Annotated in this window: 13 protein-coding genes; 8 read left to right on the forward strand and 5 right to left on the reverse strand. The window is 68.8% G+C overall.

What is annotated here, in order from left to right; genetic code table 11:
- Position 1: 1 nt before the first annotated feature.
- Genes ASF80_RS00765 through ASF80_RS00780 form a run of 4 tightly spaced genes read right to left on the reverse strand, consistent with a single transcriptional unit; the run spans position 2 to position 2,637 of the window.
- Complete coding sequence (locus tag ASF80_RS00765) at positions 2-1,573, reverse strand: hypothetical protein (protein ID WP_056307139.1); 1,572 nt, start codon at positions 1,571-1,573, stop codon at positions 2-4.
- Complete coding sequence (locus ASF80_RS00770; RefSeq protein WP_056307140.1) at positions 1,570-1,893, reverse strand: hypothetical protein; 324 nt, start codon at positions 1,891-1,893, stop codon at positions 1,570-1,572. The genes ASF80_RS00765 and ASF80_RS00770 overlap by 4 nt, the downstream gene beginning before the upstream one ends.
- A 43-nt stretch (positions 1,894-1,936) precedes the next feature.
- Positions 1,937-2,230 (reverse strand): WXG100 family type VII secretion target, encoded by a 294-nt coding sequence (locus tag ASF80_RS00775; RefSeq protein ID WP_056307142.1) that lies wholly within the window; start codon positions 2,228-2,230, stop codon positions 1,937-1,939.
- A complete protein-coding gene (locus tag ASF80_RS00780; protein ID WP_056307144.1) occupies positions 2,230-2,637 on the reverse strand; it encodes a YbaB/EbfC family nucleoid-associated protein in 408 nt (135 codons plus the stop codon). The genes ASF80_RS00775 and ASF80_RS00780 overlap by 1 nt, the downstream gene beginning before the upstream one ends.
- A gap of 157 nt (positions 2,638-2,794) precedes the next feature.
- On the opposite strand from ASF80_RS00780, the gene ASF80_RS00785 reads away from it, so the two are divergent.
- From ASF80_RS00785 to ASF80_RS00800, 4 genes are all read left to right on the forward strand, one after another.
- Positions 2,795-4,405: an ABC transporter substrate-binding protein gene (locus ASF80_RS00785; RefSeq protein ID WP_056307146.1), complete on the forward strand. Its 1,611-nt coding sequence runs from the start codon at positions 2,795-2,797 to the stop codon at positions 4,403-4,405.
- 103 nt (positions 4,406-4,508) lie between these two features.
- Complete coding sequence (locus ASF80_RS00790; RefSeq protein WP_056307148.1) at positions 4,509-5,450, forward strand: ABC transporter permease; 942 nt, start codon at positions 4,509-4,511, stop codon at positions 5,448-5,450.
- Positions 5,447-6,259 (forward strand): ABC transporter permease, encoded by an 813-nt coding sequence (locus ASF80_RS00795; protein WP_056307150.1) that lies wholly within the window; start codon positions 5,447-5,449, stop codon positions 6,257-6,259. The genes ASF80_RS00790 and ASF80_RS00795 overlap by 4 nt, the downstream gene beginning before the upstream one ends.
- Entirely contained in the window at positions 6,256-7,764 is a 1,509-nt protein-coding gene (locus ASF80_RS00800) for an ATP-binding cassette domain-containing protein (RefSeq protein ID WP_056307152.1), read from the forward strand. Before ASF80_RS00795 ends, ASF80_RS00800 begins: the two co-directional genes overlap by 4 nt.
- On the opposite strand, the gene ASF80_RS00805 is transcribed toward ASF80_RS00800, so the two are convergent.
- Positions 7,754-8,404, reverse strand: a complete 651-nt coding sequence (locus ASF80_RS00805) for a pentapeptide repeat-containing protein (protein ID WP_056307154.1) — start codon at positions 8,402-8,404, stop codon at positions 7,754-7,756. The genes ASF80_RS00800 and ASF80_RS00805 overlap by 11 nt on opposite strands.
- Before the next feature lie 363 nt (positions 8,405-8,767).
- Here ASF80_RS00805 and ileS point away from each other — a divergent pair, with 363 nt between their 5' ends.
- From ileS to ndk, 4 genes are read left to right on the forward strand one after another with little or no spacing between them, the layout of a single operon-like run.
- The gene (ileS, locus tag ASF80_RS00810) at positions 8,768-12,133 is read left to right on the forward strand and encodes an isoleucine--tRNA ligase (protein WP_056307156.1); all 3,366 of its coding nucleotides are present in this window, start codon (positions 8,768-8,770) and stop codon (positions 12,131-12,133) included.
- Complete coding sequence (locus tag ASF80_RS00815; protein ID WP_056307158.1) at positions 12,130-13,482, forward strand: bifunctional folylpolyglutamate synthase/dihydrofolate synthase; 1,353 nt, start codon at positions 12,130-12,132, stop codon at positions 13,480-13,482. The genes ileS and ASF80_RS00815 overlap by 4 nt, the downstream gene beginning before the upstream one ends.
- Positions 13,470-13,901: a DUF4233 domain-containing protein gene (locus tag ASF80_RS00820; protein ID WP_056307160.1), complete on the forward strand. Its 432-nt coding sequence runs from the start codon at positions 13,470-13,472 to the stop codon at positions 13,899-13,901. Before ASF80_RS00815 ends, ASF80_RS00820 begins: the two co-directional genes overlap by 13 nt.
- Position 13,902: 1 nt before the next feature.
- Entirely contained in the window at positions 13,903-14,319 is a 417-nt protein-coding gene (ndk, locus tag ASF80_RS00825) for a nucleoside-diphosphate kinase (RefSeq protein WP_045254652.1), read from the forward strand.
- The last annotated feature ends 48 nt before the right edge of the window (positions 14,320-14,367 follow it).

Raw genomic sequence — 14,367 nt, forward strand, 5'->3', positions numbered from 1 at the left:
GTCAGCGTTCCACTCCCTGATAGACCTGGTGATCGACGACCGTACCACCGAGACCCGCGAGATCCCAGGGATCCGTGCCGTTGTTCGCGGCGTGGTATCCGCTCTCCCAGTCGCCGACGGAGTCTGCGTAGAGCGCGTTGTCGTGCGCACTGAATCCGTGTGATCCCGGAGGGTCCGGAAGGGTGATCTGGTGGATGTTCGGCGGGAGCACGGTCACGGGGGTGTTCGGGATGTCGATGGGCGACTGGCCGGGCAGCCCTGGCACGCCGACGAGACTTCCGTCCAGCATCGGCACGACGTCCGTCGCGTGCTGGAACGCGTAGACCGGCACGTTCGGCGGCACGTGGAAGTTGTCGACGGGGGAGCCGTTGGTCACGACCCCGATCGGGTTGTACGGGAAGGACGAGTCCGCGGCGAGGTTCGCCGCCATGATGCCTCCCTGACTGAAGCCGGTCAGAACGACATCTGATCCTGCGGGGATGCCCGCCTGTTGCATCGCGTCCAGCACAGCGCGCTCGTACTGCGTGCGGAAGAGCGGATTGTCGAGCATCAGAGCGAGGTTGTTGTCGCGGTCGTTCATCGCGCCCGCGGGTCCGCCGACCTCCCACGCCTGCGTCGAGGGCAGCGACACGACCCAGTGGGTCGATCCGTCGGGTGCGACGACCTCCTTGATGTCGATGGCGGTCGAATCCTCGCCGCCCATCGAATCGGTCGTGCCGTTGACCGAGACGAGGTCCGACAGGGAGTCGAGAGACGTCACCCCGTGAGCGTCCTTCCAGGCCTCGAGCTGTTCGTCGGTGAGCGTCGACGGATCGATCTCGTTCACGCGCGCGTCATCGGTCAGGAAGTCGTGCAGGACGTTGCCGAACACCAACCCGAGCGGTCCACCGGTGGGCGCTCCGACCAGAGGCAGCATGTCCACGAGGAGGTCTCGGAGCGTTGCCAGTGCGTCTCCGATGAGGGGGATCAGCTTGTACAGCAGCTGAGCGAGTGAGACGACGGCGCCCGTGAGGCTCTTGACCAGAGCGCCCGCAGAGGTGATGAAGTCGGCGGCGGACGACGCGAAGCGCTTGATGTCGTCGATCTTCTTCAACGGGTTGAGGCTGAAGCTGAAGAGGTCGTCGGCGAACCTGCTGAGGCTCCCGAGGAAGTCGCAGATCAGGACCCTCGTCGACTCGATGATCTGGCTGACCAGCCGCACGGCGCTTGCGGTGGCCCCGGTCCACTGCGCGGCGTCCTCGGCGACGGACAGCAGGTCGCCGTAGCGGGCCCGGAGCGCGCGGACCGTCCGTCCATCCATGTCTGCGAGTTTCGGCTCTGCGTCCCGCAGGGTCTCGACAACCCTGCGGAGGGACTTCTCCGCGTCCTCCCATCGCGAAGCGAATCCGCCGACCGTCCCCGGGTCGCCGAGGAGGTCGTCGAACCACTCGCGCAGCGGGGCGATGTACTGCATCAGCATCCCCGCGAAACCCGGGATGCTCGCGCAGTCCGCCTGCGACGCACTGGGCCCGGGCGCCCCGGCTGCCCAGGATCCGGAGCGCACCTGGCCGCTGATGGAGGCGATCGCGCTCACAGCTCGCCCTCGATCGTGCCGAACGCCTTCACGGCCCCGTCCTCGATCTCGCCGAACGCATCGACGATGCCCTTGAGTCCTGTGCCGGTCGCGTCGGCGAGCGCGGTGGCCGCCGTGAGTGTGGACTCGGATGCATCGGCGAGCGCGTCGATGGCGGGGCCGAGCAGCGGCCCGCACATCGCTCCGAAGGCCGACTGCCCGACGCCTCCCGCCGCTGTCTTCGCTGCGGCGCCGAGGAGCTCGGCGGCGGTGGTGAGTGATTTCACGTGTGCGCGAAGCTCATCTTCGTCGATGATGATCTGCTGATTGGCTGCGGTCATCGTGATCGGTTCCCCCCGATTGTGTGTCTGGTGTGATCCGGCGTCAGCTGCCGCCGAGGACGCGCTGGCCGGCCAGATCCGCGTCCGAGTACTGGGTTGCGAGCTCTCCGAGCGCGTCGGAGATCGCGACGACGAGTGCGGTGCGTTCGCGCATGAGTCCGTCGAACCTGCCCTGTGCCGAGTCGAACGCGAGCTGGGCCTCGCCCGACCACGATCGACGAAGGATCCCCGCGTGGGCGGTGAGCTCCTCGAGGGCGGCATCGATGTTGAGCGAGGCGACGCTGATCGCCTTCGCGGCCTTCGCCACCTGGGCGGGGTTGACCTCGATCACGCCCATCAGCGGTACTCGATCGTGCTGCCGCCTGCCTGCGGGAAGGCGGTGTCGATGTCGTTGCGCACGGCCGCGACGAGCGGCGAGCTCTCGCCGAGGGTCAGGCTCATCGACGCGAGCACCTGCTCTGCGGCCGCGCGCTGCGCCTTCGCGATCGTCGCGGTGATGAGTCCGCCGAGTGCCGCGGCGTCGGTCGCGGTGCTGATCGACGACAGCTGCACCGACTCGATCCCGCCGGTGGGGCGCGCGGTGACCGTGACGCGACCGTCCGCAGACGAGACCGTCGCCGTGGTCTCCGCGACCTCGTCCTCGAGCTTCGCCGACTCCGCGGCCAGGTCCTGAGCATGCGCTATCTGGGCATCGATCTTCGCGTTCAGCGCGGCGATCGTGTCCGAAAGTTCCTCGGTTGACACTGCTACCCCCTCCTCCGGTGTCCTCGCAGTATATGAGGAGCGGATGACGCGGTGAAGGCCGCGGAGCGCCCGTGTCGCCGTGGACGTCCTAGAATTGGATCGAGTCCAAGAACTGATGCATCCGCGTCGTCTCCCGCATTCCCTCCCGAGGAACAGCATGCCCATCTCCTTCCTGCGCCGCGCGATCCCGCTCGGTGCCACCGTCGCCGTGAGTGCTCTCCTGCTCAGCTCGTGCGCCGCTCCCTCCTCCGAATCCGACGGCGGCGAGCTCGTCTGGTCGATCGAGGGTGCGAACCTCTCGGCCGGTCACATGGACCCGCAGGTGAGCCAGCTCGACGTCTCGGGCATGGTGCAGCGCGCCGTGCTCGACTCTCTCGTGTTCCAGGAGGACGACGGTTCGTTCACCGCGTGGCTGGCGAAGGACTGGTCCGTCTCGGACGACAGCACCGAGTACACCTTCGTCCTGCGCGACGACGTGACGTTCTCGGACGGAGAACCGTTCGACGCCGAAGCGGTCAAGGCGAACTTCGACCGCATCGTCGACCCTGAGACCGAGTCGGCTCAGGCGGCATCGATGCTCGGCGCTGATTTCTACGAAGGCACGGAGGTCATCGACGACCACACCGTGAAGGTGAGCTTCACCCAGCCGTACGCGCCGTTCCTGCAGGCGGCCAGCACTCCGCAGCTCGGCTTCTACTCACCGGCGGTGCTCGCCGAGTCCGCAGATCAGCTGAAGGCCGGAGGGCCCGACGTCACGGTCGGCACCGGTCCGTTCGTGCTCACCGAGTACACGCCCGATCAGGAGCTCGTCTACACCCGCAACGACGACTATGCCTGGGGCCCGCACGGCGAGGACGCACCGAAGGTCGAGACGCTGCGCGTCGAGATCCAGCCGGAGGCATCTGTCCGCACCGGCGTGGTGCAGAGCGGCGAGGCTGATCTCGCGAGCAACATCCCGCCGAACCTCGCAGGGGATCTCGGAGACGGCATCACCGTCGATTCGATCGAGTACCCCGGCCTGCCCTATTCGCTGTACCTCAACGAGAAGTACGGCGTCTTCGCCGACGAGAAGGTCCGCCAGGCGTTCGCCCGGGGCATCGACGTCGACGCGGCAGTCGATGAGATCTTCTTCGGACAGTTCCCGCGGGCGTGGAGCGTGCTCGGGTCGACGACCCCCGGCTACGACGCCTCGCTCGAGGACAGCTGGCCGTTCGATGCCGCCGCGGCGAGCGCACTGCTCGATGAGGCGGGCTGGACGGAGCGCGACAGCGACGGCATCCGCATGAAGGACGGCCAGCGTCTGTCGGCACGGTGGATCGCCTGGACCCCGGTGCCGGACGACCGCGCGGCTCTGGCGAACGCGATCCAGTCGGATCTCAAGGGGATCGGCTTCGAGGTCGTGCGCGAGGTGCTGGAGCCGGGTGCCTACAACGAGCAGTACGGCCCGAAGACGTTCGACCTGACCGACTGGGGATTCTCGGGCGTCGACCCGGACTTCCTGCGAGCGCACCTGCACACGGACGGATTCCAGAACGCCTCGCAGGTCACGGATCCCGAGATCGATGCGCTGCTCGACCAAGCCGTCGCGTCCAGCGACCAGGACCAGCGCAACAGCATCTACACGCAGCTGCAGGAGTGGAACGCGGAGTACACGGCGATCGTGCCGCTGTACAGCCCGTCGGCCATCACCGCCGTCGGCGAGCGCGTGAGCGGTCTGGACTACGACCTGTACGGGCGGCCCCTGTTCTTCGACGTGAGCGTCGGCTGACGCCTGGGTCGTCGAGCCCCCTCCGGTATATCGCTGCGGTATCGTTCGTGAGCGAGCGCCGCGTACCGGAGGGCGCTCAGGAACTGTCGAGAGGGCGCGAACGGTGAAGGCAGCGCTCCTCCGCATCGCCGGCCTCGCGGCATCCGTCGTGATCGTGCTCTGGGGCGCGGCGACGCTGGTGTTCCTGGCGTTCCGCATCATTCCTGGCGATCCGGTCTCGGTGATGCTCGGACCGCAGGCCCAGGTCAGCGAGGCGGTGAAAGACGGCATCCGCGCAGAGCTCGGACTTGACCGGCCGCCGCTCGAGCAGTATCTGAGCTTCATCGGTCAACTCGCCAGGGGAGACCTCGGGGAGTCGTACCAGCTGCGGATGCCGGTGGCCGAGGTCATCGGCCGTCAGCTCGGGCCGACGCTGCAGCTCTCGGCGCTCGCTCTCGTGATCGCTGTGCTGCTCGCGCTGGCCGTGGCCCTGCTGGTGCGCGGCCAGGCAGGGCGAGCTGTCGCGGCGGGCATCGAACTCGTCATCCTCTCGTCGCCGGTGTTCTGGATCGGTCTGATCCTGCTCAGTGTCTTCGCGTTCGGACTCGGGTGGTTCCCCGTCTCGGGTGCGCGGAATCCGGCGACGATCGTGCTGCCGGCCATCACGCTCGCGCTGCCCGTGGCGGCGCTTCTCAGTCAGGTCCTGCGCGACGGACTCGTGCAGGCCGAGCGGATGCCGTTCGCAGAGACCGTCCGAGCCCGGGGCGCGGGCCCGTCGTGGTTCACACTGCGGCACGGGCTGAGGCACGGTGCCGCGAACGCGGTGACGCTGGCGGCCTACCTGACCGGATCGGTGCTCGGCGGAGCCGTGCTCGTCGAGACGGTCTTCGCCCGTGCGGGCCTCGGGCGGGTCACCCTCGCAGCCATCACCAACCGCGATCTGCCGGTGATCACGGGGATCATCCTGCTCAGCGCCATCGTGTTCGTGATCGTGAACCTCGTGATCGAGCTCCTGCATCCGCTCATCGACCCGCGTCTTCGCACGGAACGCGGGGGTGCGCGATGAAGCGCGCGCAGGTCGTGCTGCTGTGGTGCGCGGTGGCCGTGCTGCTGGTTCTCGCGTTCGCCGCGGCCTTCCCCGGAGTCCTCGCCACGCACGACCCGCTCCAGACGGACGTGCGGGCATCGCTGCTGCCGCCGAGTGCCGAGCACCTGTTCGGCACCGATCAGAGCGGCCGCGACGTGTACTCGCGGGTGGTCCACGGTGCCGGGCGCTCGATCGGGATCGGTCTGCTCGCGACCGGCATCGCGCTCGCTGCAGGACTCCTCATCGGCGCGCTCGCCGGACTCGCTCCACGGGGAGTCGACGCGGCGCTCATGCGGGTCAACGACGTGCTCATGGCCTTTCCCGAGTTCCTGGTAGCACTCGTCGTCGTGGCGGTGCTCGGACCGGGGCCGGTCAACATCGCGATCGCGGTGACGCTCGCCGCCGTCCCCGTCTACATCCGTCTCGCCCGCGTGCAGACCCGCACGCTCCGCAGCGCCGAGCACGTCGAGGCCGCACGCATCCTCGGGGTTCCTCCCGTGCCCGCCTTCGTCCGTCACGTGGTGCCGGGGGTGCTCGGCTCGTTGAGCGTGCTCGCGACGATCGGCATCGGATCGAGCATCCTCGCCGCGGCCGGACTCAGCTTCCTCGGCCTCGGTCCCTCGGAGCCGACACCCGAGTGGGGACTCATGCTCGCGGGTGGGCGCAACGTGCTGGGCCAGGCCTGGTGGATCGCCGTGTTCCCCGGCATCGCGATCACCGTGACGGTGATCGCGGCGACCGTCGTCGGCCGGGTCCTGCGTGCCAGAGCAGAGGGGCGGACCTCATGACCGCGGCGCTGGAGCTGACGGGCCTTCGCATCGACTTCGGTGGGGCGCCCGTGGTCGACGGGGTGTCGATGACCGTGTCGCGTGGTGAGTGCGTCGCCATCGTGGGCGAGTCGGGGGCAGGCAAGTCGCTCACCGCCCGGGCGCTGCTCGGACTGACGCCGGCAGACGCCCGCGTGCGCTTCGAGCGGCTCGTGGTCGACGGAACGGATGTCGCACGATTCGGCGAGCGGCGTTGGAGGTCCCTCCGCGGCTCCGGCATCGCGCTCGTCTCGCAGGATGCTCTCGTCTCGCTCGACCCGCTGCAGCGGGTGGGCTCCGAGATCGCTGAACCCCTGCGTCTGCACCGGCTCGTCTCAGGTCGGGCGGCGCTGCGCGACAGGGTCCAGGAGCTGCTGCACCGGGTGTGGATGCCGGATGCCGACCGCAGAGCGCGGCAGTATCCCCACGAGCTCTCCGGGGGTCTCAGGCAGCGAGCGCTGATCGCCTCGGCCATCGCCGCGGACCCGGCGATCCTCGTGGCGGACGAGCCGACCACGGCCCTCGATGCGACCGTGCAGGCGCGGATCCTCGGACTGCTCCGCGAGATCGCGGATGCCGGCACCGCGATCGTGTTCATCAGCCACGACTTCGCGGCGGTCCGTCGGATCGCCGATCGGGTGCTGGTCATGCGCGACGGCGCGGTGGTCGAGTCAGGGTCGGTGGCCGAGGTGCTGGAGGCACCGCAGCACGAATACACCCGGCAGCTGATCGCCGCGACCATCCACGAGCCGAGGGCGATCTCCACCGGCGACCCCTCGCCCGTGCTCGTGGCGACTGGTGCGACCAGGACGTTCGGCGAGATCGCGGCGGTGAGCGATGCCTCGTTCACCGTGCACGAGGGACGCACTCTCGGGATCGTCGGGGAGTCGGGCTCGGGCAAGACCACGCTCGCGCGGATGATCGTCGGCGTCGAGCAGCCCGACGACGGAGGACTGCGCTGGATCGGGGAGCACCGCGTGCAGCTCGTGCACCAGAATCCGCTCGGTGCCTTCGACCCTCGGTGGTCGATCGGTCGGTCGCTGAGGGAGGCGCTCGCCGCGGGCGGCGTGCCCCGCACGATACGGTCCCGGCGTGTGGCCGAGCTTCTCGCCGAGGTCGACCTCGACCCCGTGCTGGCGAACCGTCGACCCGCCGCGCTGTCGGGCGGGCAGCGTCAGCGCGCTGCCATCGCACGGGCACTGGCGGCCGAGCCCGAGGTGCTGGTGCTGGACGAGCCGGTGTCGGCGCTGGATCCGTCCGTGCGCGAACGCGTGCTCCAGCTGCTGCTCCGACTGCAGCGCGAGCGGCGGCTGACCATGATCTTCGTGTCCCATGATCTCGACGTCGTCGGTGCGGTCGCCGACGACGTGCTCGTGATGCAGGACGGCGTCATCGTCGAGCAGGGTGCGGTCGCCGATGTGTTCGCATCGCCGCAGCATCCGTTCACGCAGGAGCTGCTCGAGGCGAACGGCCCCGTCAGTCCTTGACCTGGATGCCGATCCCCGCGGCGAGCACCGGGGCGAGCTGCTGCACCTGGAAGCTGCTCAGGGTCGTCCCGCGGAGGCTGTTCGCATCGAGGAACGCCGAGGCGTCGAGCCCGCGCAGGTCCACGTGCGTGGCACGCATGCCTCGCGAGTCCACCTCGTCCGAGCGCGTGTCGGTGAAGCGCACACGCGTGAGCTCGGCCTGGGGCATGTCGATCGTCCGGATGCTGCACGCGGTGATCTCGATGTCTGCCGCCCGCACCCCGCCGAGGTTGAGATAGTCGATCCGCACGTCGCGGAGCTCCAGCTCGTCGATGCGCGCGCTGCTCAGATCGAGCGTGCCGATGCGGCCTCCGCTGATGCGGACACGGCGCACGCCGGCATCCCGCATCTTGAGCGAGGCGATGCGGACACCCGCCATGTCGACGTCGATGAGCGTGGCTCCGGTCAGGTCGACGCTGTCGGCGTCGGCCGTGATCGTGCACTGCTCGAGTGAGGCGTGGGCGAGATCTGCCGTGACTTCGAGATCGAGCCGAGCCGCGAGCAGATCCGCGCTGCGCCGCGCCGTCGCGGACTCGAACTCGAGGGGAAGGTCGGGAGGCGAAACGCGGGGAGCCGCAGGGGATTCGGGAGAGCGGACCATGCTTCGAGGGTAGGGGGTGGCGGAGACACTCCCCGGTACATCCCACACTGGCCGGGCGCACAACGACCTGCGAAGCGCACCGGCACCTCGGGAGCACCGGCACCTCGGGAGGCGCACACCCCCGCACCCCGCGTACAATGGGAACCAAGAGCCGTGATCCGGACATCACCGGGGAGCTCTCGGAAGAACGGTCGGCCCGCAAAGGCCGACTCAGTAGAACCGAGCGGGGCAGGCCCGTCACAGCCGCAGTGAGAGTGGCTCCGCCGAGAGGCGCGGCACGCGAGGTGGTACCGCGGTCCCCGGAACGACAAGCCGGACGGATCGTCCTCGCAGCAGCATCCGCCACGACTCCTGCGAGACGACATGACCTACCCGCGTTCCTCCTTCGGCCCCGCCGCCGACCAGGCTGCCTCCGTCGCCCCGAGCGCTCGGTTCCCTCAGATCGAGCGCGACGTGCTCGACTTCTGGGAGACCGACCAGACCTTCCGCGCCTCCATCGAGCAGCGCGAGGGCGCTGACGAGTGGGTCTTCTACGACGGCCCGCCGTTCGCCAACGGGCTGCCGCACTACGGGCACCTGCTCACCGGCTATGCCAAGGACGTCTTCCCGCGATTCCAGACCATGATCGGCAAGAAGGTCGATCGCGTCTTCGGGTGGGACACTCACGGTCTGCCGGCCGAGCTCGAGGCGATGAAGCAGCTCGGCATCACCGAGAAGAGCGAGATCGAGACCATGGGCATCGACGTCTTCAACGCGAAGGCGAAGGACTCGGTGCTCAAGTACACGCATGAGTGGCAGGACTACGTCACGCGTCAGGCCCGCTGGGTCGACTTCGAGCGCGGGTACAAGACCCTCGACCTCGGTTACATGGAGAGTGTGCTCTGGGCGTTCAAGACCCTCTTCGACAAGGGCCTCGCCTATGAGGGATACCGCGTGCTGCCGTACTGCTGGCGCGACGAGACCCCGCTCTCGGCGCATGAGCTGCGCATGGACGACGACGTGTACCAGAACCGCCAGGACCCGTCGGTCACCGTGACCTTCCCCCTGACGGGCGCCAAGGCCGAAGCCCTCGGACTGACCGCCGTGCGCGCCCTGGCCTGGACCACCACGCCGTGGACCCTCCCCACCAACCTCGCCCTCGCCGTCGGCCCCGACATCGAGTACGTCGTGCTCCCTGCCGGCCCCGGCGGCGCGGCCGACGTGCACCAGATCGCCGGAACGACGGATGCCGCTGTCGAGGCGTCCGCGCACCGCTACCTCCTCGCGCGCGAGCTGCTCGGCGGCTACGTCAAGGACCTCGGCTACGAGTCCCTCGACGATGCGCTCGCCGCGGTCGACGCGACCGTGCGAGGCGCCGAACTCGAAGACGTCACCTACGACCGCCTGTTCGACTATTACGCCGACGCCGAGACCTACGGCACCGAGAACGCCTGGCGCATCCTCGTCGACGACTACGTCACGGTCAGCGACGGCACCGGCATCGTCCACCAGGCTCCGGCTTACGGTGAGGACGACCAGCGGGTGGCCGGTGCGGCAGGCATCCCGACGATCCTGTCGCTCGACGACGGCGGACGCTTCCTGCCCAACGTCACCGACGTCGCCGGCCAGCTGTGGATGGACGCGAACACGCCGCTCATCCGTCTGCTGCGCTCCGAGGGCCGCCTCCTGCGCGAGCAGAGCTACGTGCACTCGTACCCGCACTGCTGGCGCTGCCGGAACCCCCTGATCTACAAGGCCGTGTCGAGCTGGTTCATCCGCGTCACCGACATCAAGGACGACCTGCTCGCGAACAACGAGCAGATCACCTGGGTCCCCGAGAACGTCAAGCACGGCCAGTTCGGCAAGTGGCTCGAGGGCGCACGCGACTGGTCGATCAGCCGCAACCGGTACTGGGGCTCGCCGATCCCGATCTGGAAGAGCGACGACCCCGAGTACCCTCGTGTCGACGCCTACGGCTCGCTCGAGGAGATGGAGCGCGACTTCGGCACCCTGCCGCGCAACCCCGAGGGCGAGATCGACCTGCACCGTCCGTACATCGACGATCTCACGCGTCCGAACCCCGACGACCCCACCGGCAAGAGCACCATGCGCCGCATCGAGGACGTCTTCGATGTGTGGTTCGATTCGGGCTCCATGCCGTACGCGCAGGTGCACTACCCGTTCGAGAATCAGGAGTGGTTCGACACGCATGCACCGGCCGACTTCATCGTCGAGTACATCGGGCAGACGCGCGGCTGGTTCTACGTCATGCACGTGCTGTCGACCGCGCTGTTCGACCGCCCGGCGTTCACCGGCGTCAGCTGCCATGGCATCGTCCTCGGCAACGACGGCTACAAGATGTCGAAGTCGCTGCGCAACTACCCGGACGTGTCCGAGGTGCTCGACCGTGACGGCTCCGACGCGATGCGCTGGTTCCTCATGTCGAGCTCGGTGCTGCGCGGCGGCAACCTCGCGGTGACCGAAGAGGGCATCCGCTCGGGCGTGCGCGAGTTCCTGCTCCCGCTGTGGAACTCGTGGTACTTCTTCGCGACCTACGCGAACGCGGCGAAGCCCGGCGGGTACGAGGCGACGTGGCGCACGGATTCCACCGATGTGCTCGACCGCTACATCCTGGCTCGTCTCGGCGACCTCGTGCGCGAGGTGCGTGTCGACCTCGAGGGCCTCGATTCCACCACCGCCTCCGCGCGTCTGCGCGACTTCGCCGAGGTGCTCACCAACTGGTACATCCGCCGCTCGCGCGACCGGTTCTGGGAGGGATCGAACACCGATGCGTTCGACACGCTCTACACCGTGCTCGAGACGCTGACCCGCGTCGCCGCGCCTCTCGTGCCGCTCATCAGCGAGCGCGTGTGGCAGGGACTCACGGGCGGACGCAGCGTGCACCTTCAGGACTGGCCGGACGCCAGCGCGTTCCCTGCAGCGGACGAGATCCGTGACGCGATGGATGCCGTGCGCGAGCTGTCGAGCGTGGCCAACGCGCTGCGCAAGAAAGAGAAGCTGCGCGTGCGGCTGCCTCTCGCCCGGCTCACCGTGGTGTCGCCCCTCGCGGCGACGCTCGGTCAGTTCGAGGACATCCTGCGCGAGGAGCTCAACGTCAAGTCGGTCGAGCTCGTCGAGCAGTCGGAGACGACCGCGGTGGACTACGGCATCAGCCATCGGCTCAGCGTCAACGCCCGTGCCGCGGGCCCGCGCCTCGGCAAGAACGTGCAGACCGTGATCAAGGCCGCGAAGGCGGGCGATTGGTCCGAGAGCGACGGAGTCGTCACCGCGGGCGGCATCGCGCTCGAGGCGTCGGAGTACGAGCTCGCCCTCGAGACCACGGGCCGACCGGAGGGCGAGGCACTCGCTCTGGTGCCGGCGGGCGGTTTCGTGCTGCTCGACACGCAGACCACGCCGGAGCTCGAAGCCGAAGGCCTGGCGCGTGACGCGATCCGTGTGGTGCAGGAGGCGCGCAAGAACGCCGATCTCGACGTGAGCGACCGCATCGTCCTCGCGCTCAACGTCAGCGCCGCCGATGCCGAGGCGCTGCAGACGCATGCCGAACTGATCGCGGGGGAGACCCTCGCGGTGGGCTTCGCAGTCCACGCGACCGACGAGATCTCCACTCTGGTGCAGGAGGTGACGAGCCCGGGTGATGGTGTGTTCCGCAGCGGAGCCACGGCCCTCGGCGCCGACAAGCGCCCGATCATCGTCACGATCGACACGAACATCGAGGAGCCGAGCGCATGAGCGCACGAGACAGGGCGGATGCCGTCTACGAGACGCTCCTGAGCCGCGCCGGCGAGCGCTGGGTGCAGCCGCGCAAGGAGCGCACCGCCCGCATCCTCGCGTTCCTCGACGACCCGCAGCGCACGTACCGTGTCGTGCACATCACAGGGACGAACGGCAAGACGTCGACGGCCCGGATGATCGAGAGCCTGCTCAGGGCGCACGGTCTGCGCACCGGACTCTTCACGAGCCCGCACCTCGAGCGCTTCACCGAGCGCATCATGATCGACGGTCAGCCGATCGACGATGCCGCGGTCGCTGACGCGTGGGATGAGATCGAGCCGTTCGTCGGGATCGTCGACACCGAGCTCGAAGCCGCGGGCGAGGAGCCGCTCACGTTCTTCGAGCTGCTCACCGTGCTGGCCTTCGTCGCGGTGGCCGATGCCCCGGTCGACGTCCTCGTGCTCGAAGTCGGTATGGGCGGCGAGTGGGACTCGACCAACACCGCCGACGGCGATGTCGCGGTGTTCGCACCGATCGACATCGACCACGCCGATCGCCTCGGTGGCACGATCGCCGAGATCGCCACGGTCAAGGCGGGGATCATCAAGGAGGGCGCAGCCGTCGTGTCTGCGCAGCAGCCGGACGAGGCCGCCGACGTGCTCCGGCGCGTCGCCACGGAGAAGAGCGCCACGATCGCCTTCGAGGGGGACGAGTTCGGGCTCACCGACCAGAAGCTCGCGGTCGGCGGGCAGCTCATCTCGATCCGCGGGCTCGCGGGGGAGTACCTCGAGGAGTACCTGCCGCAGTACGGCGCGCACCAGGGTCACAACGCCGCTCTCGCGGTCGCCGCAGTGGAGGCGCTCATCGGAGGTGGGCAGCAGCAGATCGCGGCCGACATCGTCTCGGAGGGTCTGCAGGGCGCGACATCGCCCGGTCGCCTTCAGCTGCTCGGCATCTCGCCCACGGTGATCGTCGATGCGGCGCACAACCCGCACGGCGCCGCAGCACTCGCTCAGGCGATGGATGACAGCTTCGACTTCGACGAGTGGGGAGTCGTCCTCGGAGTCCTCGGCGACAAGGATGCGGCGGGCATCGTGGCGAAGCTCGCGCCGGCGGCAGCCCACGTCTTCGCCACCGCCCCCGATTCTGATCGCGCGAGCGACGCGGATGCGATCGCCGATCTCGTCGAAGCCGCAGGGCAGCGCGCGACCGTGCATCCGACCCTCGCCGAGGCGGCGGACGCCGCCCGAGAGTGGGCGGCGTCGTCCGACCGCCGCGCGGTGGTCATCGCAGGGTCCGTCGTGCTGGCCGGCGAGGCCATCTCCCTCTCGGAGGAAGAGGATTGGAAGTCGGGGTGGCGCGCGTGAGCGCCGAGTCGGCATCCCCTCGTCCGCCTCGCGCACCGCGTCCGCCGCGCACTCTGGTGCAGAAACTCGCGCCGATCGTGCTCGGGTTCGAGTCGATCGTCGTGTTCCTCGCGGGGCTCACGATCTTCGGACTCAAGACCCTGCCTGCCGGCATCCCGCAGTGGTGGGGGATCGTCGGCGGAGGCATCGTCGGGATCGCCTGCATCGCCGTCGCGGGGATGATCACGAAGCCCTGGGCGATCACCGCGGGCTGGGTGATCCAGGTCGTCATCGCGCTGGGCGCGATCCTCGTTCCCGCCATCCTGCTCGTCGTCGTGATTTTCGGCGGCATGTGGGGGTATGCGACGATCATGGGGGCTCGATTGGACGCACGACGTCCTGCCGGGCCCGCGACCGAGACTCAGACAGAGAGTGAATGACATGGCCACCGAAGAAACCCTCGTCCTCGTCAAGCCCGACGGTGTCGCGCGCGGCCTCACCGGAGCGATCCTGGCGCGCATCGAGTCGAAGGGCTACGCGCTCGTCGACATCCGTCTGGTCGAACCCGACCGTGACCTCCTCGCCGAGCACTATGCGGAGCACGAGGGAAAGCCGTTCTACGAGCCGCTCCTCGAGTTCATGCTCTCGGGTCCGTCCGTGGCGATCCGCCTCGCGGGCAACCGTGTGATCGAGGGTTTCCGCTCACTCGCGGGGACCACCGACCCGACGACCGCGGCACCCGGCACGATCCGCGGCGACTTCGGCCGCGACTGGGGACTCAAGGTCCAGCAGAACCTGGTGCACGGCTCGGACAGCCCCGAGTCCGCCGCACGCGAGCTCGGCATCTGGTTCGACTGAGCTTCCGCGCAACGACGAAGCCCGCCGCACGATCTCGTGCGGCGGGCT

The organism is Microbacterium sp. Leaf159 (genome assembly GCF_001423615.1).
Taxonomy (GTDB): domain Bacteria; phylum Actinomycetota; class Actinomycetes; order Actinomycetales; family Microbacteriaceae; genus Microbacterium.